This is a genomic window from Xanthobacter sp. ZOL 2024, from assembly GCF_052932325.1.
In genome coordinates this window covers 2,652,138-2,673,248 of the sequence record NZ_CM128808.1, presented here as the reverse complement: position 1 = coordinate 2,673,248, position 21,111 = coordinate 2,652,138, and the positions used below count along the sequence as shown (strand labels likewise).

General features: G+C 67.1%; 21 protein-coding genes and 1 pseudogene. 12 read left to right on the top strand and 10 right to left on the bottom strand.

From position 1 onward, the window contains the following. Positions 1–193: 193 nt before the first annotated feature. Positions 194–649 carry an aspartate 1-decarboxylase gene (gene panD / locus ACU4E7_RS12320; protein ID WP_447019016.1) on the top strand — a complete coding sequence of 152 codons (456 nt, stop codon included), beginning with the start codon at positions 194–196 and terminating at the stop codon, positions 647–649. A 63-nt stretch (positions 650–712) separates the two neighbouring features. Here the strand turns inward: panD and ACU4E7_RS12315 are convergent, their stop codons facing one another. Further along, positions 713–1,363 (bottom strand): outer membrane protein, encoded by a 651-nt coding sequence (locus tag ACU4E7_RS12315; RefSeq protein WP_447019015.1) that lies wholly within the window; start codon positions 1,361–1,363, stop codon positions 713–715. A gap of 199 nt (positions 1,364–1,562) precedes the next feature. Next, positions 1,563–2,255, bottom strand: coding sequence for an outer membrane protein (locus tag ACU4E7_RS12310; protein WP_238119923.1), 693 nt, complete (start codon positions 2,253–2,255; stop codon positions 1,563–1,565). Between the two features lie 709 nt (positions 2,256–2,964). Here ACU4E7_RS12310 and uvrC point away from each other — a divergent pair. The 6 genes and pseudogenes from uvrC to ACU4E7_RS12280 all read left to right on the top strand — a co-directional run bounded on the left by uvrC (position 2,965) and on the right by ACU4E7_RS12280 (position 9,218). Beyond that, positions 2,965–5,139 (top strand): excinuclease ABC subunit UvrC, encoded by a 2,175-nt coding sequence (uvrC, locus tag ACU4E7_RS12305; protein ID WP_337927084.1) that lies wholly within the window; start codon positions 2,965–2,967, stop codon positions 5,137–5,139. Between the two features lie 94 nt (positions 5,140–5,233). Then, positions 5,234–5,860 (top strand): CDP-diacylglycerol--glycerol-3-phosphate 3-phosphatidyltransferase, encoded by a 627-nt coding sequence (pgsA, locus tag ACU4E7_RS12300; RefSeq protein WP_238119922.1) that lies wholly within the window; start codon positions 5,234–5,236, stop codon positions 5,858–5,860. Then, on the top strand, positions 5,857–6,108 hold the full coding sequence (gene moaD, locus ACU4E7_RS12295) for a molybdopterin converting factor subunit 1 (protein WP_238119921.1): 252 nt from the start codon (positions 5,857–5,859) through the stop codon (positions 6,106–6,108). The genes pgsA and moaD overlap by 4 nt, the downstream gene beginning before the upstream one ends. A gap of 3 nt (positions 6,109–6,111) precedes the next feature. Continuing rightward, positions 6,112–6,591, top strand: a pseudogene (locus ACU4E7_RS12290) (molybdenum cofactor biosynthesis protein MoaE); the annotation flags it as partial. Positions 6,592–7,037: 446 nt separating this feature from the next. Continuing rightward, positions 7,038–7,583, top strand: a complete 546-nt coding sequence (locus ACU4E7_RS12285) for a hypothetical protein (protein WP_238119920.1) — start codon at positions 7,038–7,040, stop codon at positions 7,581–7,583. A gap of 198 nt (positions 7,584–7,781) precedes the next feature. Next, positions 7,782–9,218: an MFS transporter gene (locus ACU4E7_RS12280; RefSeq protein ID WP_447019014.1), complete on the top strand. Its 1,437-nt coding sequence runs from the start codon at positions 7,782–7,784 to the stop codon at positions 9,216–9,218. Positions 9,219–9,225: 7 nt separating this feature from the next. Here the strand turns inward: ACU4E7_RS12280 and ACU4E7_RS12275 are convergent, their stop codons facing one another. From ACU4E7_RS12275 to ACU4E7_RS12265, 3 genes are all read right to left on the bottom strand, one after another. Further along, positions 9,226–9,948 (bottom strand): RlmE family RNA methyltransferase, encoded by a 723-nt coding sequence (locus ACU4E7_RS12275; RefSeq protein ID WP_238119918.1) that lies wholly within the window; start codon positions 9,946–9,948, stop codon positions 9,226–9,228. Next, positions 9,945–11,285 (bottom strand): Ppx/GppA phosphatase family protein, encoded by a 1,341-nt coding sequence (locus ACU4E7_RS12270; protein WP_238119917.1) that lies wholly within the window; start codon positions 11,283–11,285, stop codon positions 9,945–9,947. Before ACU4E7_RS12270 ends, ACU4E7_RS12275 begins: the two co-directional genes overlap by 4 nt. A gap of 155 nt (positions 11,286–11,440) precedes the next feature. After that, positions 11,441–12,190: a transaldolase family protein gene (locus ACU4E7_RS12265; RefSeq protein ID WP_447019013.1), complete on the bottom strand. Its 750-nt coding sequence runs from the start codon at positions 12,188–12,190 to the stop codon at positions 11,441–11,443. A gap of 141 nt (positions 12,191–12,331) precedes the next feature. Here ACU4E7_RS12265 and ACU4E7_RS12260 point away from each other — a divergent pair, with 141 nt between their 5' ends. Further along, complete coding sequence (locus tag ACU4E7_RS12260; protein ID WP_238119915.1) at positions 12,332–12,691, top strand: hypothetical protein; 360 nt, start codon at positions 12,332–12,334, stop codon at positions 12,689–12,691. 33 nt (positions 12,692–12,724) lie between these two features. Here the strand turns inward: ACU4E7_RS12260 and ACU4E7_RS12255 are convergent, their stop codons facing one another. The 5 genes from ACU4E7_RS12255 to ACU4E7_RS12235 all read right to left on the bottom strand — a co-directional run bounded on the left by ACU4E7_RS12255 (position 12,725) and on the right by ACU4E7_RS12235 (position 17,625). Then, entirely contained in the window at positions 12,725–13,114 is a 390-nt protein-coding gene (locus tag ACU4E7_RS12255) for a DUF2023 family protein (RefSeq protein WP_238119914.1), read from the bottom strand. Positions 13,115–13,146: 32 nt separating this feature from the next. Then, on the bottom strand, positions 13,147–13,629 hold the full coding sequence (fldA, locus tag ACU4E7_RS12250; protein ID WP_238119913.1) for a flavodoxin FldA: 483 nt from the start codon (positions 13,627–13,629) through the stop codon (positions 13,147–13,149). 434 nt (positions 13,630–14,063) lie between these two features. Beyond that, positions 14,064–15,083 (bottom strand): ketol-acid reductoisomerase, encoded by a 1,020-nt coding sequence (ilvC, locus tag ACU4E7_RS12245; protein WP_238119912.1) that lies wholly within the window; start codon positions 15,081–15,083, stop codon positions 14,064–14,066. A 145-nt stretch (positions 15,084–15,228) separates the two neighbouring features. Continuing rightward, on the bottom strand, positions 15,229–15,744 hold the full coding sequence (ilvN, locus tag ACU4E7_RS12240; RefSeq protein WP_238119911.1) for an acetolactate synthase small subunit: 516 nt from the start codon (positions 15,742–15,744) through the stop codon (positions 15,229–15,231). 93 nt (positions 15,745–15,837) lie between these two features. Further along, on the bottom strand, positions 15,838–17,625 hold the full coding sequence (locus ACU4E7_RS12235) for an acetolactate synthase 3 large subunit (RefSeq protein ID WP_447019012.1): 1,788 nt from the start codon (positions 17,623–17,625) through the stop codon (positions 15,838–15,840). Between the two features lie 543 nt (positions 17,626–18,168). On the opposite strand from ACU4E7_RS12235, the gene ACU4E7_RS12230 reads away from it, so the two are divergent. From ACU4E7_RS12230 to ACU4E7_RS12215, 4 genes are all read left to right on the top strand, one after another. Further along, entirely contained in the window at positions 18,169–18,645 is a 477-nt protein-coding gene (locus tag ACU4E7_RS12230; RefSeq protein ID WP_238119909.1) for a hypothetical protein, read from the top strand. A gap of 8 nt (positions 18,646–18,653) precedes the next feature. Then, positions 18,654–19,619: a 4-hydroxybenzoate octaprenyltransferase gene (ubiA, locus tag ACU4E7_RS12225; protein WP_238119908.1), complete on the top strand. Its 966-nt coding sequence runs from the start codon at positions 18,654–18,656 to the stop codon at positions 19,617–19,619. Positions 19,620–19,799: 180 nt separating this feature from the next. Then, on the top strand, positions 19,800–20,693 hold the full coding sequence (locus ACU4E7_RS12220) for a 3'(2'),5'-bisphosphate nucleotidase CysQ (protein ID WP_447019011.1): 894 nt from the start codon (positions 19,800–19,802) through the stop codon (positions 20,691–20,693). After that, on the top strand, positions 20,690–20,941 hold the full coding sequence (locus ACU4E7_RS12215; RefSeq protein ID WP_238119906.1) for a DUF4170 domain-containing protein: 252 nt from the start codon (positions 20,690–20,692) through the stop codon (positions 20,939–20,941). Before ACU4E7_RS12220 ends, ACU4E7_RS12215 begins: the two co-directional genes overlap by 4 nt. The last annotated feature ends 170 nt before the right edge of the window (positions 20,942–21,111 follow it).

The following is a 21,111-nucleotide window of genomic DNA, read 5'->3' as shown; positions in this document are numbered from 1 at the left end:
ATTGCGTCCCCATGTTACCAATGCACGCCCCCGCGGCAGGCCTGACGCAGCGACATCGGCGTCCTGAAATCGTTCTCCGGGGTCGGCGCCGGAACAGGGAAAGTCTTCCCTCCGGCGGTCGAGGCGATTAAGGGACCACCCCAACCAAACCCGGGCTACCCTCAAGCCACCACCACGATTGGGCCAGAGCCTCATGCGCAAGATCGTCGCCGGCAAGCTGCACGGCATCACCGTGACAGGAGCCGATCTCAACTATCACGGCTCCATCACCCTCGACCCCGACCACTGCGAGCAGGCGGGCATTCTGCCGCTGGAGTTCGTGGAGATCTGGAACCGCAATTCCGGTGCCCGCATCTCCACTTACGTGATCCTGGGCGAGCGCGGCTCGCGTTGCTGCATCCTGAATGGCGCCGCCGCCCGCACCTGCCAGCCGGGCGACGAAGTCATCATCTGCAACTCGGTCTATGTGGAGGAGGCGGAGATCCCGGCGCTGCGCCCGCGCGTTCTCACCTTCGACAAGGACAACAAGGTCACCGGCAAGCTGGTCTATGAGGTGGAGCGGGACGCGGAAGGCGGCTACCGCTTCTCCATCCGCGACGAGACCGGCGCCGCCCAGCCCATTCCGCTGAAGGCCAAACCCCGCGGATGAGCCCCCGCGCGGCCGGACAGCCGCGCGGTTGGCGCAGGGCAGCCGTGCGCCGGCGGGGCGCGATCAGAACTTGTAGTTCACACCGACCCGCACGGCCTGGTTGTTAACCCCCGAATCGGCGCCGGCGATATCGTAATATTTGGAGCTGAGATCGGTATAGAGATACTCGGTCTTGGCGGTCCAATGATCGGTGAGGGCATATTCGAGCCCGGCGCCAGCGGTCCAGCCGGTGTGAGTCTGGGATTGGCTCAGCGCGCCGTAATCCAGGGTATTGTTACCCCAGGCGAAGCCGCCGGTGACATAGGGCAGCACCCGGCCGAAGGCATAGCCCAACCGCGCCCGCACCGTTCCGAAGGCGTTGAGCTTGCTGGACACGCCGAGGCCGCTGTCGGAGATGTCGCCACCATCCACATCGGCTTCGAGGCCGGCGACGACATTGTTCTGGAACTGGTAGTTCACGCCCAGCTGGCCGCCGCCGAACCAGCCCTTGGGCGAGAGCCCATAGGCATCGGCGAGGCCGGTGCCGCTGCCCCAGCCGTAGCCGGCGTTGGCGCCGATATAAAAACCGGTCCAGGAAAAGGCCGGCGCCGGCATCGCCACCGGGGCCTTGGCCACCGTTGCCGGTCGGGACAGGTCGGCGGCAAGCGCCGGCGCTGCCGCGCCTCCCAGCGCCACCATTGCGACAATCGCCCCCGCGAAAGATCCGCGCGTCATGGAAGCTCCTTCCGCTCACTGTGAGCGGGAAAAGCCTCGGCGCCGGCGGCGGCCGCCTCGTGGCGCCGCGACAGCGCCGGCGTGACCATAATTGGGCCCGGCGCACGAGCGCGTGAGCTGCCGGAAAGTCATGTGCCGCAACGAAAAAGAGCTCCCCGACCATGGCCGGGGAGCCCCAAGACGCATCCGATGCGGTCGATCAGAACTTGTAGTTCACGCCGGCCTTGACGGTGTTCATGCTGAAGCCCGAAGAGGCCACGTCGCCGCCGGGATACACGATCTTCTGGCCGTCGAAGTCGGCGTACAGATACTCGGCCTTGACGGTCCAGTTGTTGGTGACGGCGTATTCGAGGCCACCACCGATGGTCCAGCCCCAGCTGGTGCTGTCGGCGGAGGCGCCGAGCGGGCCGGTGAAGTTGGTGTTGGCCCAGGCCGCGCCGCCGGTGAAGTACGGCAGGAAGCGGTCCATGGCATAGCCGAGACGGCCGCGGATGGTGCCGAAGTAGTCAAGGCTCTGCGAGGTGAAGCGGCCAGCCATGGGCCCGCCGATCAGCACGTTGTCCTTGCCCATGTCGGCGAACTCGAGGTCGGCCTCAAGGCCCACCACGACGTTGTTGGCGAACTGGAAGTTATAGCCGCCCTGCAGACCGCCGAACATGCCGTTGGCATCGCCGACGTTGTAGCTGTAGTTGATGCCGCCGGTGGCATAGTCGAACGAGTTCGACCCCCAGCCATAACCGACGTTGCCGCCGATGTAGAAGCCGGTCCAGGAGAACATCTGCACGGGCACCACCGCAGCCTTCACAGGATAGCGGGTCGACAGATCGGCGGCGGAGGCCGAACCAGCCAGGAGAGCGAGGGCAGAGACGCCCAGGAGGGCACGCTTCAACATGATGGATACCTTCTTCGTAACTCTCGGTCCGCCCTAGGGGCCGCGACCGACGATGGATGACTTCATACCGACTGGCGCCGCGAACGTCTGTAGCGAACCCGCCACACCAGAAAAATCAAAAGCGGCAGGGATGTGGCAAATCGTTTCCAACTTCCTAACACATCCAGGCCGACTCAACGTCAAACAAGGCGAGATCGGGATTGACCACAGTTGCGCCTTATTCTCCAAGAGCCAACATGGCTCCGAAAACTGCATCGATAGTTGAACCGCAGAAAGTGAATATTTCTTCTCCGATTCAACAATCACATTCCATATCAACACGAGCGTTCGGACGAAGAAGCTTTACGTACGGACACTCGATTTTTGCGATGCGTCTTCGCGCGCCACAACCTCCTCAACACCTGGACCCAGAAGGCTTGGCGGCGTCGGCATCCTCGGCCCCACGCGCCGCGGCGGGGCACCCGGTCACCGCGCTTCGAGCCTGTGCCGCACTATCACAGCCGAAGCTTGCCCGGCTCTGACCTCACCGCATCTCCTAGCGACGTGCTGAACGCCAGGTAAATCAGACAACACATTGAAAAGTATTTGTGATTTTGACACCGACGCGGATGAGGCCGCCGCCACATCCCCCACCGCGCGCGATCGTGGTTGAGGAAAGGTTGCCAAGCGCCCTCTGGCTCTTCCCGGTCCCACTGCCTAAGTTGCCGGCATGAACGGCAAACGCCCCAATGAGTCCCACCGCGCACCACCGGAAGCGCCGCTGGCGGCCCCCTTCGCCGCAGCCGAAGCCACGGCCCCGGAGACCGGCGCCGCCCTGCCCGAGGCGGGCGCCTCCCCGCTCTTGCGCGAAACGCCGGAGGACGTGCCGGAAGCCTCCGAACTCGCCATCGGCCGCGCCGCCATCATCCATGCGGTGAAGCACGCGCCCACCGGCCCCGGCGTCTACCGCATGCTGTCGGTGGATGGCACGGTGCTCTATGTGGGCAAGGCCAAGAGCATCAAGAAGCGGGTGCTGAGCTATACCCGCCCGGTGGGCCACACCAACCGCATCGCCCGCATGATCGCGGCCACCGCGCGCATGGAGTTCGTCTCCACCCGCACCGAGCCGGAAGCGCTGCTGCTGGAAGCCAACCTCATCAAGCAGCTGAAGCCGCGCTTCAACGTGCTGCTGCGCGACGACAAGTCCTTTCCCTACATCCTCATCACCGCCGACCACGCGGCGCCGCAGATCCTCAAGCATCGCGGTGCCCGCAACCGGCCGGGGGATTATTACGGGCCGTTCGCCAGCGTCTGGGCGGTGGATCGCACCATCAACGCCCTGGAGCGGGCGTTCCTGCTGCGCTCCTGCTCGGACAGCTATTTCGAGAACCGCTCCCGGCCCTGCCTGCTCTACCAGATCAAGCGCTGCGCCGGCCCCTGCACGGGCGAGATCGAGGAGCGGGATTACGCTCAGCTGGTGCGCGAGGCGAAAGCCTTCCTCTCCGGCCGCTCCCGCGCCATCAAGGAAGAGCTGGCCCAGGAGATGGAGCAGGCCGCCGAGGCGCTGGAGTTCGAGCGCGCGGCGCGGCTGCGCGATCGTCTGGCGGCCCTCTCCGCCGTGCAGGGCACCCAGGGCATCAATCCCCATTCGGTGGAGGAGGCGGATGTGTTCGCCTGCCACCAGGAGGGCGGGGCCACCTGCATCGAGGTGTTCTTCTTCCGCACCGGCCAGAACTGGGGCAACCGCGCCTATTACCCGCGCGCCGACCGCTCGCTGGATGAAGCCGAGGTGCTGGGCGCCTTCCTCTCGCAATTCTACGAGGACAAGCCGGCGCCCCACCTCATCCTCCTGTCCCACAAGGTGGAGGAGCAGGCGCTGCTGGCTGAGGCCCTCTCGGAGAAGGCGGGCTTCAAGGTGGAGATCGCCGCGCCCCAGCGGGGCGAGAAGCGCGATCTCGTCAACCACGCCCTGCAGAACGCCCGCGAGGCGCTCGGCCGCACCCTGGCGGAAACCGCCACCCAGGCGCGGCTGCTGGAGGGCGTCGCCCAGGCCTTCCACCTGCCGCACCCGCCCCAGCGCATCGAGGTCTATGACAATTCCCACATCATGGGCACCAATGCGGTGGGCGGCATGATCGTGGCCGGGCCGGAAGGCTTCCGCAAATCGCAATATCGCAAGTTCAACATCAAGTCGGCTGACCTCGTGCCCGGCGACGACTTCGGCATGATGCGCGAGGTGCTGCGCCGCAGATTCTCCCGACTGCTGAAGGAAGCCCCGCTGGGGGAAGAGGAGGCGGAAGCCCCACCGCCGGAGGAACAGGCGGACGCACCCACCCTGGAGAATGCTCCGCAGGCGCCACGGGACACCGATCTGCCCGAGGCCACCGACGGCGAGACGGAGGCCGACGAGCAGGATGGCCCGCTGCCCGATGCGGATGCCGCCTCGCCCTGGCCTGATCTGGTGCTCATCGACGGCGGCCTCGGCCAGCTCAATGTGGCGCGGGAGGTGCTGTCCGAGCTCGGCATCACCACTGTGCCCCTGGTGGGCATCGCCAAGGGGCTCGACCGCGAGGCCGGGCGCGAGCAATTCTTCATTCCCGGCCAGAAGCCGTTCCGCATGGAGCCGCGCGACCCGGTGCTCTATTTCATCCAGCGCCTGCGCGATGAAGCCCACCGCTTCGCCATCGGCTCCCACCGGGCGCGGCGCAAGAAGGACATCACCGAGGCGGGGCTGCAGGCCATTCCCGGCGTCGGCCCCACCCGGAAGCGGGCGCTGCTGCGTCACTTCGGCACCCTCAAGGCCATCGAACGCGCAGCGCTCGCCGATCTTGAACAAGTATCTGGAATCAATGCCACAACCGCGAAAGCGGTCTATGATTATTTCCACGAGCGCCCGGCTTCGTGAGGCGCCCTCCCCCCGGCGCGGGTTTCCCCGGTCCGCGTCGCGCATTAAACAGGGGATCGCAAGCTACCTGATCTGCATCCGCGAAGTGACGAGCATGGCTGAGGCCGCAACGCGCACCACACCTTCACCCGGCCGGGGCCACGCCCTCTCCGTGCCCAATCTCCTGACCTATGCGCGCTGCATCGCGGTGCCGCTGGTGGCCGCCTGCCTGTTCTGGTCGGACATCCTGCACGGCGGCCTGTGGCTGCGCTGGGTGGCGCTGGCCATCTACATCGCCGCTGCGGTGACCGACTTCTTCGACGGCTACCTCGCCCGCGCCTGGCAGCAGCAATCGGCCATCGGCCGCATGCTCGACCCCATCGCCGACAAGCTGCTGGTCTCCACCTCGCTGCTGATGCTGGCCTCCGACGGTACCATTCGCGGCTGGTCCCTGTGGGCGGCCATCGTCATCCTGTGCCGCGAGATCCTGGTCTCGGGCCTGCGGGAGTTCCTGGCGGAGCTGCGGGTCTCGGTGCCGGTGTCCCGTCTCGCCAAGTGGAAAACTACCGTGCAACTGGTGGCAGTCGGCGTGCTCATCACCGGCCAGGCCGGCGAGCGGGTGCTGCCGGGGGTGACCCTCGCCGGCCTGAGCCTGCTGTGGATCGCCGCCGTGCTGACCCTCTATACCGGCTACGACTACTTCCGCGCCGGCGCCCGCCACCTGGTGGAGGACGAGGCATGAGGGTGCTCTATTTCGCCTGGCTGCGCGAACGGGTGGGCCTGGGCGAGGAAGAGGTGAGCCCGCCGGCCACGGTGGTCACCGTGGCGGATCTGGCCCGCTGGCTGGCGGCGCGCGACGACGCCCACGCCCACGCCTTCACCGACCCCGCCGTGGTGCGTGCCGCCCTCGACCGGCGCCATGTGAAGCCCGACACCCCCTTGGGCGCGGCCCGCGAGGTGGCCTTCTTCCCACCCATGACCGGGGGCTGAGGGATGACGCCCGCGGCCGCCCCGGAAGCGATCTTTCATGTCGCCGTTCAGGCGGCTCCGTTCGACGCGGCGACGGAGATCGCGCGCCTCGCCCGGGGTCGCACCGACATGGGCGCGGTGGTGACCTTCACCGGCCTGTGCCGGGCCGACGCCGGCGACGCGCCGCTCACCGCCCTGGTGCTGGAGCATTATCCGGGCATGGCGGAGGAAGAGATCACCCGTCACCTGGACACCGCCCGCGCCCGCTGGCCACTGCAGGGCGCGATCATCATCCACCGCCACGGGCGGATCGTGCCGGGCGAGCCCATCGTCCTGGTGGTCACCGCCTCCGCCCATCGGGCGGCAGCCTTCGCGGCGGCGGAATTCCTGATGGATTGGCTGAAGACCAGCGCCCCCTTCTGGAAGAAAGAGGAGCGGGCCGCCCATCACGGAGGCTGGGTCGCGGCCAAGGCCGCCGATGATCAGGCCGCCGCCCGCTGGAGCCCGCCCGCCCAACAAGGGCAGAAGGATGGGCCCGAAGATGGGCCGAAGGCGGCGCCCGAAAGCGAATCGAAGGACGGTAGCCGTTAACCATACACGGAATCACCCCTCCCCCCGCAAGCCCCCCGGGGCGGGCCTCGCGGCGGCCGTATCGCCTGTGATTTTTCTACCGTGGGACGCAGCGCCGCCGGCCGTAATGCGAGCCACAGCGCGACTGATTCCCTCTGCGTGCGTCAGATCCGCTTTTCTCACAAGCACTTGTGGACAGGCCGCCAAGCCCTGCGGCGACAGGATCGGGCACCCCCCGCCGGTGGGCCGCCGGGAGGTTCTCTTTGAAAACCGGCGAGAACTGGCTAAAAGAAATGTGATGAGACCCAGTCGTTTCCCGTGCCCCCGGGATCAAGTGGACACGCTCGGGTTGATAATGTCCTGATGGGTGGAGCTGAGCGATGGAGAGCCCCCGCGTTTATGTGTACCAGTTCGCCACCGGCGCCCAATGGGCCGCGGGTGACAGCGTGGAGACCTATCTCCGTCGCCTGCTGGATGTGGACTTCATTCAGAACCTGCGTGCTGACCGGCTCGCCGCTCTGACCAGCTTCCTGGACGAGGCGTTCCAGTTGGCCCATTCGCTGGGCTGGACCGGCACCGCCCGCGAGGCGCCGCAGATGTTCTCCCTGCCGGGCATGCCGGTGGACGAGGAGGTCTATATGGTGGCCTGGGAGCAGGAGGACGGCATCGCCTTCATCGCCTCTCCCTTCCCGCTGCCCTGGCTTGATGCCAAGGCCTCGCGCACCACGGATTCGAGCCGCGCCGTTCCGGTGTCGGACGCCCGTCCCGCCCCGGCCACCAGCCGGCCGCAACCCCTGGAAGTGGCTCCGGCCAGCGCCCGGGAGGACGCCCGCGACCCTTTTTCGGATTTCGTGCGCCGCGATGAGGCGGCGCGCCTGACCCGCGAGCCGGGTCAGGAAGAAGAAGCGGGACGTCGCTTCTTCTGAGCCGGGGGCGGCCCTGCCGCCTTCCGCAAGAGATGGCCGGTGAGCCCTGCTCGCCGGCCTTTTTGTTTGCTGGCACGGCCTGCCGGCATCTCCCCGCCCAAGGGAAGAGCACCCGACGCTCACGACGATGTGGCGCCCGCCCCCTTCATCCTGCGGCGAAACTGACCTAAAGAGGCGATCCGCCGTCAGGATTGCCCCGTGTCCCGCCTTGCTCTGCCTCCGCAGGTCCTCATTCCCCTCATCGTCGCGTGCGCCCTGTTCATGGAGCAGGTGGACGCCACGGTCATCGCCACCTCCCTGCCCGCCATCGCCGCCGACCTCCACGAGGATCCGGTGGCGCTCAAGCTGGCGTTGACCTCCTATCTGCTGTCCCTGGCGGTGTTCATTCCCGCCAGCGGCTGGGCGGCCGATCGCTATGGCGCGCGCACGGTCTTCCGCTCCGCCATCGTCATCTTCACCATTGGCTCGGTGCTCTGCGGTCTGTCCACGTCGCTTGGCGACTTCGTGCTCTATCGCATCATCCAGGGGCTGGGCGGGGCCATGATGGTGCCGGTGGGCCGGCTGGTCATCCTGCGCTCAGTGCCCAAGACCGAGCTGGTCTCGGCGCTCGCCTGGCTGACCATTCCGGCCCTGCTGGGGCCGGTGTTCGGGCCGCCCCTGGGTGGCTTCATCACCACCTATTTCAACTGGCGGCTCATCTTCTTCATCAACGTGCCCATGGGCATCCTGGGCGTGTTCCTCGCCACCCGCTTCATCGAGAATGTGCGGGAAGAGGACGTGCCGCCGCTGGATCTCAAGGGGCTGGTGCTCTCGGGCCTCGGCCTGGCCGGCGTGGTGTTCGGCTTCGCGGTGCTGGGCCAGGAGCTGGTGCCCCTGTGGGTGGCGCTGCTGGTGGGCGGCATCGGCCTCATCGCGCTCGCCGCCTATGTGCACCATGCCCACCACACGCCGCACGCGGTCATCGACCTCCGGCTCCTGCGCTATCCCACCTTCCGTGCCGGCGTGGTGGGCGGCTCGCTGTTCCGGGTGGGCATCGGCGCCCTGCCCTTCCTGCTGCCGCTGATGCTGCAGCTCTCCTTCGGCCTGTCGGCCTTCGCCTCGGGCCTGCTCACCTTCGCCGCCTCCGCCGGCGCCATGATCATGAAGTTCACCGCAGCGCCACTGCTGCGCCGGCTCGGCTACAAGCGAGTGCTGGTGATCAACGCTCTGGTGTCGGCCGGCTTCGTGGCCATCAACGCCCTGTTCACGCCCTTCACCCCGCACTGGATCATCACCATGCTGCTGCTGGCGGGCGGCTTCCTGCGCTCGCTGCAGTTCACCGCCCTCAATGCGCTGAGCTATGCCGAGGTGGAGGCGGAGGAAATGAGCCGCGCCACCTCCTTCGCCAGCGTCGCGCAGCAGGTGTCCCTGTCCATGGGGGTGGCGCTGGCAGGGTTCGTGCTGGAGTTCATGCGGGGCGAGCGGGGCGAAACCCACGTCACCCAGAACGACTTCACGGTGGCCTTCGTGGCGGTGGCGCTGGTGAGCGCCCTCTCCTTCTTCTACTTCATCCGCCTGCCGAAGAATGCCGGCGCCCAGCTCTCCGGCTCCAAGCCCGAGCTGGCCGATCCGCGCGGCGAGGTGGAGCACCCCTGAGGGCGGCTCACTCGGCCTCGGCGTCGTCCATCTGATCGCGCGACTGGCCGCGAAAACCGGTGGCCAGAACGTAGAGCTCGGCGGAATCGGCGCGGCTCGCCGCCGGCTTCACATGCTTCACCTGGGCGAAATCGCGCTTCAGGTCCGCCAGCAGCGTGCCTTCCGTGCCGCCCTGCAGCACCTTGGCGAGGAAGGCACCACCCGGCGCCAGCACCTGGCGGGCGAAATCCACCGCCAGCTCCACCAGCGCCACGATCTTGAGATGATCGGTCTTCTTGTGGCCGGTGGCGTTGGCCGCCATGTCCGACATCACCAGATCCGCCGGGCCATCCAGCAACGCGAGCAGCTTTTCCGGCGCGTCGGGGGCCAGGAAGTCCATCTGCGCGAAGATGACGCCAGGAATGGGCTCCATCTCCAGAAGGTCGATGCCCACGATCTTGCCGTGGCCGCCCTCGAGCCCGATCTTCTGCGCCGCCACCTGGCTCCAGCCGCCGGGGGCGGCGCCGAGATCGACGATGCGCATGCCCTTGCGCAGCAGCTTCGCCTTCTCGTCCATCTCGATCAGCTTGAAGGCGGCGCGGGAGCGCCAGCCCTCGCGCCTGGCGCGGGCCACATAGGGATCGTTGAGCTGGCGCTGCAGCCAGCGCTGGGACGAGGTGGTGCGATTGCGGGAGGTCTTCACCCGCACCTTCAGCGGCCGACCGTCGGGACCGTGAGTCGGCGCGGTCATGGGCGCCCGCCCTTCTTCGACTTGCGCCGCCCGCCCGCCTTGAAACCCTTCATGTCACCACTCTTCATGCCCGCTGAATATCCAAGCCGGGGCGCGAACTCGCCCCGGGGTGCCTCCGGCGGCCGCGGCCCGCCGTCGACGCTGCACGTCTTGACCACGCCGCACGTTTTGACCATGCCGTTGGCCGCGCCACCACCCACCGGCGGCTCCAGGCCTGGAGCAGGCTCCTGCGGCCGCGCCCGGCGCCAGACGCCGTCCGAGCGCATGAGCTGCACCAGCATCCCCTCCCTCAGGCCACGATCCGCCACCCGCAGGCGGTCGGCCGGGAACACCTCGCGCACCGCTTCCATGATGGCGCAGCCGGCCAGCACCAGATCGGCCCGCTGGGCGCCGATGCAGGGATTGGCCACCCGCTCCTCGAACGACATGGTGGCGAGACGGTCCACCACGCCGGAAATGCTCTGGGCATGGAGCCAGGTGCCGTCGACCCGCGTGCGATCATAGCGCTTCAGGCCGAGATGAATGCCGGCGACGGTGGTGACCGTGCCGGAAGTGCCGAGCAGGTGCATGCGCAGCGGCGGCTTGAGGCCCCAGCTCTCCCGCACGCCTTCCAGCATGGCGCGGACCTCGGCCACCATCTCGCGGAACACCTGCGGCGAGACCCGCACGCCGCCATGGCGCTCGGACAGGGAAACCACGCCGACCGGCAGCGAGATCCAGGAGCGGATGCGGGCCCGCGGCGGGCCGTCATCGCCGGCCGAGCGGCGGCCCAGCCACACCACCTCGGTGGAGCCGCCGCCGATGTCGAACAGAATGGCGCCATCGCAATTGGGATCCACCAGCGGCGCACAGCCGGCGGCGGCCAAGCCGGCCTCGGTGCGGCGGTCCACCACCTCGAGCTGCAGGCCGGTGCGCGCCCGCACATCGGCGCAGAAATCACTGCCGTTGGCGGCGGCGCGGCAGGCCTCGGTGGCGATCACCCGGGCGCGGGACACCCCGCGGGCGGCCATCTTGGCGGCGCAGACCTCGAGCGCCGCGGCGGCGCGCTCCATGGCCGGCTCACCCAGGCGCCCGGAGGCGGTGAGCCCTTCGCCCAGGCGGACGATTCGCGAGAACGCGTCGACGACGCGAAAGCCACGGGAGGTGGGGCGCGCCACCAGCAGGCGGCAATTGTTGGTACCGAGATCGATGGCGGCATAGACCGGATCGGCGGGCGCGGCGCCCTGCTCCCGCTCCGGCGTCGCCAGCGCCGCGTGGTCCCTGTCGCGGGATTTCTCGCCCCTGGAAGGGGAAGACAGCCCCGAGCCCGACGCGGACCCGTGCGTCTCGTCCCTCATATCGATTCCCTCGCCGCAAGGCGGAACATGCGCTCGAACCGGGGGTGCGCGTCACACCCCGGTTGCGCCTTGGAATCAATGTAACAGCGCATCCGGGCGGCGCAATGGCATCCGCCGCCCTTCTCTTGATCTTGCCCGAGTTTTGGGCGCCGCCCCTACTCCGCGGCGGTGCGACCGTCGAGATCCAGGGTGAGGCCCGCCGCCAGAGCGTCCACGCGGAACGCCTTCACCGCCTCCAGCGCCAGCTCGGCGGCGGTGCGGCTGCCAAGCGCCGGCAGCTTCTTCAGCACATCCGCCGGCGCGGTGATGATGTGGCAGCCCATGCGATCGGCCTCCACCACGTTCCACACCTCGCGGGTGGACGCCCAGATGACTTCCACATTGGCGGTGGCGCGGGCCAACTCCACCGCCCGCGACACCGCCGGCGCATAATCAATGCCGGTGTCGGCGAGGCGGCCGGCGAACACCGAGATGCAGGCGGGTGCGCCACCGGCCAGCGCCGCCACGCCGGCTTCCACCTGCGGCAGGTCGAACACGGCGGTGAAATTCACCTTCACCCCATCATGGGCGAGATCGCGCGCCAGATCGTAGAGCGGCTCGTCGCGCGTGGTGGAGACGGGGATCTTCACATAGACATTGGGGCCCCAGCCGGCGATCAGCCGCGCCTGCGCCCGCATCTCGGCGATCTCGTCGGAGAACACCTCGAAGGAAATGTGCCGGTCGGGCACCGCCGCCACCAGATCCCGGGCGAACGCCTCGTAATGGGTCACGCCGGCCTTGCGCAGCAGCGACGGATTGGTGGTGAAGCCGGCGATGTGGCCATGGCGGGCCATCTCGACGATCTGAGCCTTGTCCGCGCCATCGGTGAACAGCTTCACCTTGAGATCGGCGAGGGTGACGGACATGGGAATTCCTCCTGCAGCGGCAGCCATGGGTTGCTTAATGTTTCATACACCATGGAACAAGGATGTCCCGTGCGGCAACCATCGCGAAACCGCTTCCCGCCACATTGGGCGAACGAGTAGTGAAGGCGTAGCGAGGCTCGGATGATCGCGGCGGACATGGTGGAGCGTATGGCGCGCGCGATGCACGCCTTTTCCCGCAATCGATACCCGCTGCTGGAGGCATGGGAAGACCTGTCGCCGGAGCGCCGCGCCTATCAGCGCCAATTGGCCGCCCACGCCCTGCAGGCGCTCACCGCCCACGACATCATCGAGATCACCTCCCACAACGCGCCGGAAATCGTCGCGCTGCCGGTGGAGCCCGGCCCGTGGGCGCTGGCGGAACTCCAGGAAGCCGCCATTTCCGACAACGGCACCGCCATGGATGCCCGGCGGCGCTATCGCTCCTTCCTCGCCACCGCCTCGCTGCCGCTGGCGACGCGCTATTCCGACGCCGCCACCTGAGCGGCGGCACATGAGGCTGGCCGGCGCGGCGCCCTATTCCGCCGCCAGCGGGCAGCAGCCGACGGCGACCTTGCCGAGAAAGCGCCGGCACTGCTGCTCCTTGTCGTAGCCGAGCAGGGTGCCGAGCATGAAATCCTCCTCCGGCGAGAGGAGGTTGAGCGGCTTGGTGACGAAGCTGCGCACCACCGCCACGAACGCCTCGCGCCCGAAGAAGACATTGACCTTGTTGGCGCTGACCTGCTGCACGAAATGATCGATCCCATCGCCGCGAAGTTTCGCGACGACGGGGAACGACTGCTGCAGGCTGACGGTCATCAGGAACAGGCCGCGCACGCCCCGCCCATATTCATAGAGGTGGTGATGGAACAGCTTCAGCACCGCCGCATCGGCGGCGCGATCGGCAAGAGCTTGCGCGCGGTCCATGCGAACCAACCCCCAGCTGGCGGAAGCGGGCCTCAGAGCAGCTTGCTGAGCCATGCCGTCACCCGCTTCTCGGTCATGCCCGACTGGCCGTCCTGATCGAGGGCAAGGCCCACGAACTGGCCATCCCGTTCGGCGGTGGAGTTGAGATAGTCGTAGCCTTCGGTGGCGGTGAAGCCGACCACCACGGCGCCCAGCTCCGTCACTTCGTCATAAAGGATGCCCATGGCATCCACGAAGCTGTCGGGATAGGTGGCCTGGTCGCCGGTGCCGAACAGGGCCACCTTCTTGCCCTGCAGCTTGGCCGCGCGCAGCTTGTCGATATGCTCTTCCCAATCGGTCTGCAGGGTGCCATCCCCATAGGTGGGCGAGCCGAGGATCAAAAGATCGCAATTCTCGAAATCCGCCGGGCTCGCACTCTTGATGTCGACGCTGCGGCCCTGGCACTTCTTGGAAATCTTGGAGGCGACACCCTTGGTCGCGCCGCCGTCCGATCCGAAGATCACGGTCACATTCATAGCTCGATCTCTTTATTGAATTCTTCAAAATCAAATAAACGGCCTCGCAGAGAAGCGAGGCCTGAACACTCAGCACGCTCAGGCTAAAAAACACCTGATGAACTGACAATATAGCGCAACACCGAATTGCAAGAAAGAAGAAGTTGATATAACAGATGAAGCATCCGGAAACAGACGTTTCTCGGAACGATTTTCGAGCTTTAGGTTCTTTGTTGTTTTTCTAATTTTAGTGTGGAGACCGCAAGCCCCGCGCATACAGCAAAGCGATTCTTGAGAGCGGGTCGTGAGACGCGCGAAAGCCCATGAGCCGGAGCTAGAAAGCAAGAAAGGCAGGTCGCGGGATCGCGGCCTGCCTTTCTTTTTCATCCATCCGGTGCGGCTCCCGAGCAAAGATGCAGGAGCCGCACCGAAGAGAGCCCGGCGCGATAGACGCCTCAGTTCTTGCTCTTGTCCACCAGGGCCTTGGCCTTGATCCAGGGCATCATGCCGCGCAGCTTCTCGCCCACTTCCTCGATGGGATGGGCGTTCACGCGGGCGCGGGTGGCCTTGAACGAGGTCTGGTTCACCTTGTTCTCCAGCATCCAGTCGCGGGTGAACTTGCCGGACTGGATGTCGGTGAGCACCCGCTTCATCTCCGCCTTGGTCTCGGGGGTGATGATGCGCGGGCCGGTGACGTATTCGCCGTATTCCGCGGTGTTGGAGATGGAGTAGTTCATGTTGGCGATGCCGCCCTCATAGATGAGGTCGACGATCAGCTTCATCTCGTGCAGACATTCGAAATACGCCATCTCGGGGGCGTAGCCGGCCTCCACCAGGGTCTCGAAGCCGGCGCGGATCAGCTCCACCGTGCCGCCGCACAGCACCGCCTGCTCGCCAAACAGGTCGGTCTCGCACTCTTCCTTGAAGGTGGTCTCGATGATGCCGGCGCGGCCGCCGCCGATGGCGGAAGCATAGGAGAGGGCCAGGTCATGGGCGTTGCCGGTGGCGTCCTGGGCGATGGCAATGAGGGTCGGCACACCGCCGCCCTTGAGATACTCGCCGCGCACGGTGTGGCCCGGGCCCTTGGGGGCGGCCATCAGCACATCGAGATCCTTGCGGGCCTCGATCAGGTTGAAGTGGATGTTGAGGCCGTGGGCGAAGAACAGCGCCGCGCCTTCCTTCATGTTGTCGGCGAGGCTCTCGCGATAGATGTCGCCCTGCAGCTCGTCGGGGGTGAGCATCATCACCACGTCGGCCCACTTGGCGGCCTCGGCGGGGGAGAGCACCTTGAAGCCCTCGGCCTCGGCCTTCTTGGCGGTCGCGGAGCCGGGACGCAGGGCGATCACGACATCCTTCACGCCGCTGTCGCGCATGTTGAGCGCGTGGGCATGGCCCTGGCTGCCATAGCCGATGACAGCGACCTTCTTGCCCTTGATCAGGTTCAGGTCGGCGTCGCGATCGTAATAAACGCGCATCAGTGTCTCCTTGTGGGCGTCTTGAATTGGCGGTGCCTCGATGAGGCGGGGTCTTGAACCGCCACCGCTCCCGCGGGCGCTGTTTGCACCGGAACGGGAGCGATGGAAACAGGGACTTTTCAGCTGGCGGCGCTGAACGGCCGGATCACAGGGCCTGAGGCCCGCGCGAAATGGCCACCACGCCGGTGCGCGCCACCTCGACGAGACCGAGGGGCTCCATCAGATAGGCGAACTGGTCGATCTTGTCGGTCTTGCCGGTGATCTCGAACACGAAGCTCTCGCGGGTGGCGTCGATGACCCGGGCGCGGAACGCCTCGGCCAGGCGCAGCGCCTCCGAGCGCGCTTCGCCGGTGCCGCGCACCTTCACCATGGCCAGCTCGCGCTCCAGCCCGATGCCCTCGGTGGTGAGATCCTCCACCCGGTGCACCGGCACCAGCCGGTCGAGCTGGTTGCGGATCTGCACAATCACCATGGGGGTGCCGGTGGTGACGATGGTGATGCGGGAGAGATGGCTCTCCTGGCTCACCTCGGACACGGTGAGGCTGTCGATATTGTAGCCGCGGCCGGAGAACAGGCCGATGACGCGGGCGAGAACGCCGGGCTCATTGTCCACCAGGACAGAGAGGGTGTGGCGCTCGATGGGCTCAGGGGAAGAAGTCATGGAAAAGCTCTGGGCATGACGATCGACGGGGCCCTCCCCCGGCTGGGGAGGGAACTGGACGGCAAAGGGGTGCACAAGGCGGCGCGGGCCGCCTCACACCAGCATCTTGCCCTCGTCGGTGATGGCGGCATCGAGATCCACGGCCATATCGCCCAGGATCATCTCGTTGTGGGCGCGGCCCGAGGGGATCATGGGGAAGCAGTTTTCCTGCTGGTCGACGACGCAATCGAAGATCACCGGCCGCTTGATGGAGATCATCTCCGCAATGGCGGCATCGAGATCCGCCGGCTTGTCGCAGCGGATGCCGACGCCGCCATAGGCTTCCGCCAGCTTCACGAAATCGGGCAGCGCCTCCGAATAGGAGTGAGAGTAACGCCCGCCGTGCAGCAACTCCTGCCACTGGCGCACCATGCCCATGTATTTGTTGTTCAGGATGAACACCTTGACCGGCAGGTTGAACTGCATGGCGGTGGACATTTCCTGCATGTTCATCTGGATCGAGGCTTCGCCGGCGATGTCCACCACCAGCGCATCCGGGTGCGCCTTCTGGGCGCCGATGGCGGCCGGCAGGCCATAGCCCATGGTGCCGAGACCGCCGGAGGTGAGCCAGCGGTTCGGCTCATCGAAATGGCAGAACTGGGCCGCCCACATCTGGTGCTGGCCGACCTCGGTGGTGATGTAGACATCCTTGCCCTTCACCGCCGCCATCAGCCGCTCGATGGCGTACTGCGGCTTGATGATCTCGTCGGAGGCGCGATAGGCGAGGCACTGGCGGGCCCGCCAGCGGTCGATCTGCGTCCACCAGGCGGCCAGGGCCTCCTTGTCGAGCTTCAGGCCCTTGCCGGCCCAGGCGATGGCCATGGCGCCCAGCACCTTGGCCACATCGCCGACGATGGGCAGGTCCACCTTGACGTTCTTGTTGATGGACGAGGGGTCGATGTCGATGTGGATCTTCTTGGAGCCGGGCGAAAAGGCGTCCAGCCGGCCGGTGATGCGGTCGTCGAAGCGCGCGCCGATGCACACCATGACGTCGCAATCGTGCATGGCGAGATTGGCTTCATAGGTGCCGTGCATGCCCAGCATGCCCAGCCACTGCGGGTCGCTTGCCGGGAAGGCGCCCAGCCCCATCAGGGTGGAGGTGACCGGAACGCCGGTGGTGTGGGCGAACTCGCGCAGCAGCCGGCTCGCCTCCGGGCCGGAATTGATGACGCCGCCGCCGGTGTAGAAGATCGGCTTCTTGGCGGAAGCAAGCAGCTCCACCGCGGCATTGATCTGCGCATCCTCGGCGACGAGCTTCGGGCGGTAGGTCTTATGCTGGATGTTGTCGCGGCCGATATAGGTGCCGGTGGCGAACTGGACATCCTTGGGAATGTCCACCACCACCGGGCCGGGACGGCCGTTCTGCGCCACGTAGAAGGCCTCGTGCAGCACGCGGGCGAGATCGTTCACGTCGCGCACCAGGTAATTGTGCTTGGTGCACGGGCGGGTGATGCCCACCGTGTCGCATTCCTGGAAGGCGTCGTTGCCGATGAGGTGGCTCGCCACCTGGCCGGAGATGCAGACGACCGGGATCGAATCCATCATGGCGTCGGCGAGGCCGGTGACCGCGTTGGTGGCGCCGGGGCCGGAGGTGACGAGCACCACGCCCACCTTGCCGGAAGAGCGGGCATAGCCCTCGGCGGCATGCACCGCCGCCTGCTCGTGCCGCACCAGGATGTGCTCGATGGCGTTGGTGTGGAACAGGGCATCATAGATGGGCAGGACCGCGCCACCCGGATAGCCGAAAATGTGCGCGACCCCCTGGTCGGCGAAGGCCTGGATCACCATCTCGGCGCCGGTCATCCGGGCGCCGGTCGTGTTGCCGCTCGTTGCATTCGTCATGGCCTGGAACTCCCGCGGCGCCGCGGCGCCGAACCTTCAACTGATCGCTTCAAGCCGCGAACAGGATCGGACGCGGCGGTTCAGAAACGACGAAGGGGCCCCAAGGGCCCCATCGTCACGCGCCACGTCTCTTCGCACAGCCGCTCAGGCTGAGCCGATCGTGGCGCCCCCGCATACGAGAAGAATAACGAAATTGCGCATGGTCACGCAGTCCCTTCCAAAAGTTGCGCGAAAGTACCGACCGCGCGGGAGCCCGTCAAGCACCGATCGCAGCGCCCTCGCCCGCCAGCCGGGCCGGCGCGGCGCGCACCCGCCGCGCGCCTTGAAAAGACCTTTCACACCAGATACCTGCCGTGGCCATGCCGGGTGACCGAGGCGCCGGCCCGGCCGCCGGTAATCGGCGGCGGTGCCGATCGCAGGGCACCCATGCGACCCCTTGGCAACAGTTCCGCAAGGTTCGCCGCGATATTGCCCCATGTGGATGCTGTGTATATCAAGAAGCCCGCTGGGGGCGGATAAGAGAAGGGCAGCCAGATGCGGACAATGACGCTCAAGATTGCGGCGGCCGTCGTCGTGAGCGCCGTTTCGGCTTCCGCCGCGTGGGCGGACTGCCAGAGCGATGTGACCTCCCTGCGCTCGGAGCTGGAAGCCAAGGGCGCGGCCTTGCAGGCGGCGGGCAAGAAGAAGGCGGACCCGCAGACCCTGTGCCCGCTGTTCCGCTCGTTCGCGACGGCCGAGGCCAATTGGGTGAAGTTCCTGCAATCCAACAAGGATTGGTGCCAGATCCCGGACGAGGCCATCAAGCAGGCCATCGCCAGCAACAAGAAGACCAATCAGGTGCGTGACCAGGTCTGCAAGGTGGCCGCCACCGGCATGGCGCCGGGCGGTCCGGCCACGCCGCCGCCGCAGGGCTCCATGTCCAGCGCCCTGGGCATCACCACCGGCTACAGCATCAGCAAGACGCCCAACGGCCGCAGCGGGGTGTTCGACACACTCAGCGGCAACGCGCTTCAGAAATAGGCGCTGCATTGACATCTCAGGAAGGCTCCCTCGGCCCGACCGTCGCCGACGCCCCGCCGAACAATTGGGTTGATCGGTACGCCCCGGTGGGGGTGAGGCCCTATCTGCACCTGGCGCGACTCGACCGCCCCATCGGCTCCTGGCTGCTGCTGCTGCCGTGCTGGTGGTCGACGGCGCTGGCCGCGGTGGCCGCCGATGCGCCCTACCCCGACCCGGTGCTGCTGATCCTGTTCGCCATCGGCGCGGTGGCCATGCGCGGCGCCGGCTGCACCTGGAACGACATCCTCGACCGCAAGATCGACCGCGCGGTGGCGCGCACCCGCAGCCGGCCCATCGCCAGTGGCGCGGTGAGCGTGCCCGCCGCCTTCGCGTTCCTGCTGTTTCAGGCGCTGGTGGGCCTCGCCGTGCTGCTCAGCCTGCCGCGCTTCGCGGTCATCACCGGCATCGCCTCCCTCGGCGTGGTGGCGGTCTATCCGCTCATGAAGCGCATCACCTCCGTGCCCCAGCTCACCCTCGGCATCGCCTTTTCCTGGGGCGCGCTGATGGGCTGGGCGGCGGTGTTCAGCACCATTGCCGACCCGGCGCTGCTGCTGTTCGCCGGCGCTGTGGTGTGGGTGTTCGCCTACGACACCATCTATGCCCATCAGGATCGTGAGGACGACGCCATCGTCGGCGTGCGCTCCACCGCCCTGCTGTTCGGCCGCGGAACCGGCCTTGCGGTGGCCCTGTGCTACACGCTGGTGGTGATCCTGTTCGCGCTCGCCTTCCTGTCCGTGCCCACCGGCCTGTTCTCCATGCTGGGGCTGGTCGGCTTCGCGCTGCATCTGCGTTGGCAGGTAGCCAAGCTCGACATCGACAATCCGGCCCTGTGCCTGCGCATTTTCAAGTCGAACCGCGACGCCGGGCTGATCCTGTTCGCCGGCCTCTGCCTCGACACGCTGGCGCCGACCGTGCTCCGCCTGCTGCTCCCCTAGGCATTGCACTATAGTTGGGCAGGCCACCCAGCGCCCTGCGGCAAAAAAATTTCATTCTTTAAAATCAATGTGCTATGCGATTTCGCGAGGGATTTGCATCGCATTTTGGAGACATTTCACCGGCCGGCGCGACGCAAGGCGCATTGCCATCGCGGCCGCCTCCTCCTATGTGGCGAAGCCATGAGCGCAGACCCCGACAAAGCCGCGCCTGGCCACGGCTCGCCCGGACCGGCCGACGACCACCGCGACGATGCCCTTTTGGCCCGCCAGCTGAGCGATGCGGTGGCCGAGGCTGGCGCGCTGGCGCTCTCCATGTTCCGCTCGGGCGTGAAGGCCTGGAGCAAGGACGATCGCTCGCCGGTGACCGAGGCGGATCTCGCGGTCGACCGTTATCTGCATCAGCGCCTCACCGCCCTCGCCCCCGATTACGGCTGGCTGTCCGAGGAGACCGCCGACGCGGCGGCCCGGCTGACGCGCCGCCGGGTCTGGGTGGTGGACCCCATCGACGGCACCCGCGGCTTCATGAACGGCGCGCCCGATTGGGCGGTGTCGGTGGCGCTGGTGGAGGATGGCCGGCCGCTGCTGGCGGCGCTGTTCGCCCCCATGCTCGAAGAAATGTTCACCGCCCGTCGCGGCGCCGGCGCTCATCGCAACGGCTCGGCGCTCACCGCCGGCCAGCGCGCCGATCTGGCGGGCGCGCGGGCCGCTGGCCCCAGCGAGGCCCTCGACCGGCTGGCCGCCGCGGCCGCCATCACCCGCATGCCGCGCGGCCATTCCCTGGCCCTGCGCCTCGCCCGGGTGGCCACCGACGAGGTGGACGTGGCGGTCTCGCGCGCCGACAGCCACGACTGGGACCTGGCGGCCGCCGATCTGGTGGTGGAGGAGGCCCGCGGCCGCCTCACCACCCTGGACGATGCGCCCCTCGTCTATAACCGGGCCACTCCGCGTCACGCCGCCTTGGTATGCGCGGGTATCCGGCTTCACGGCCCTGCCATGGCCGCGGCCCGCAGCGGCACGGCGCCCGACGCCGTGCCACCCCTCTCTCCCGTGACCACCCATTCGGACACGCCATGACCACCTCAACACCCTCGAAACAGCTGCCCCACCTCGTGTTCGGCGGCGAGCTGACGGACATTCACGGCACCGACTTCAAGGACCTGTCGAAGATCGACATCGTCGGCATCTTCCCGGACTACGCCAGCGCCGCGGCGGCCTGGAAGGCGAAGTCGCAGCAGACCGTGGACAATGCCATGATGCGGTATTTCGTCGTCCACCTGCATCGCCTGCTCGATCCCGAGACCGGCAAGGCGCACGGCGAGTGATCGGGCGCCGCGACGCGCCCCTCCGGCCCGCGTGATCTCCACAGCACGGGTGGTGAAAGCCCCGCCCGTGCTGTTGTGCTTTGACTGCCGCGCACAAGCGGCTATGGATGGCGCGGTGCATCGCCCTCCCTGGCGGTGTGCGTCTCACGACAGCGAGCAAAAAGAACAAT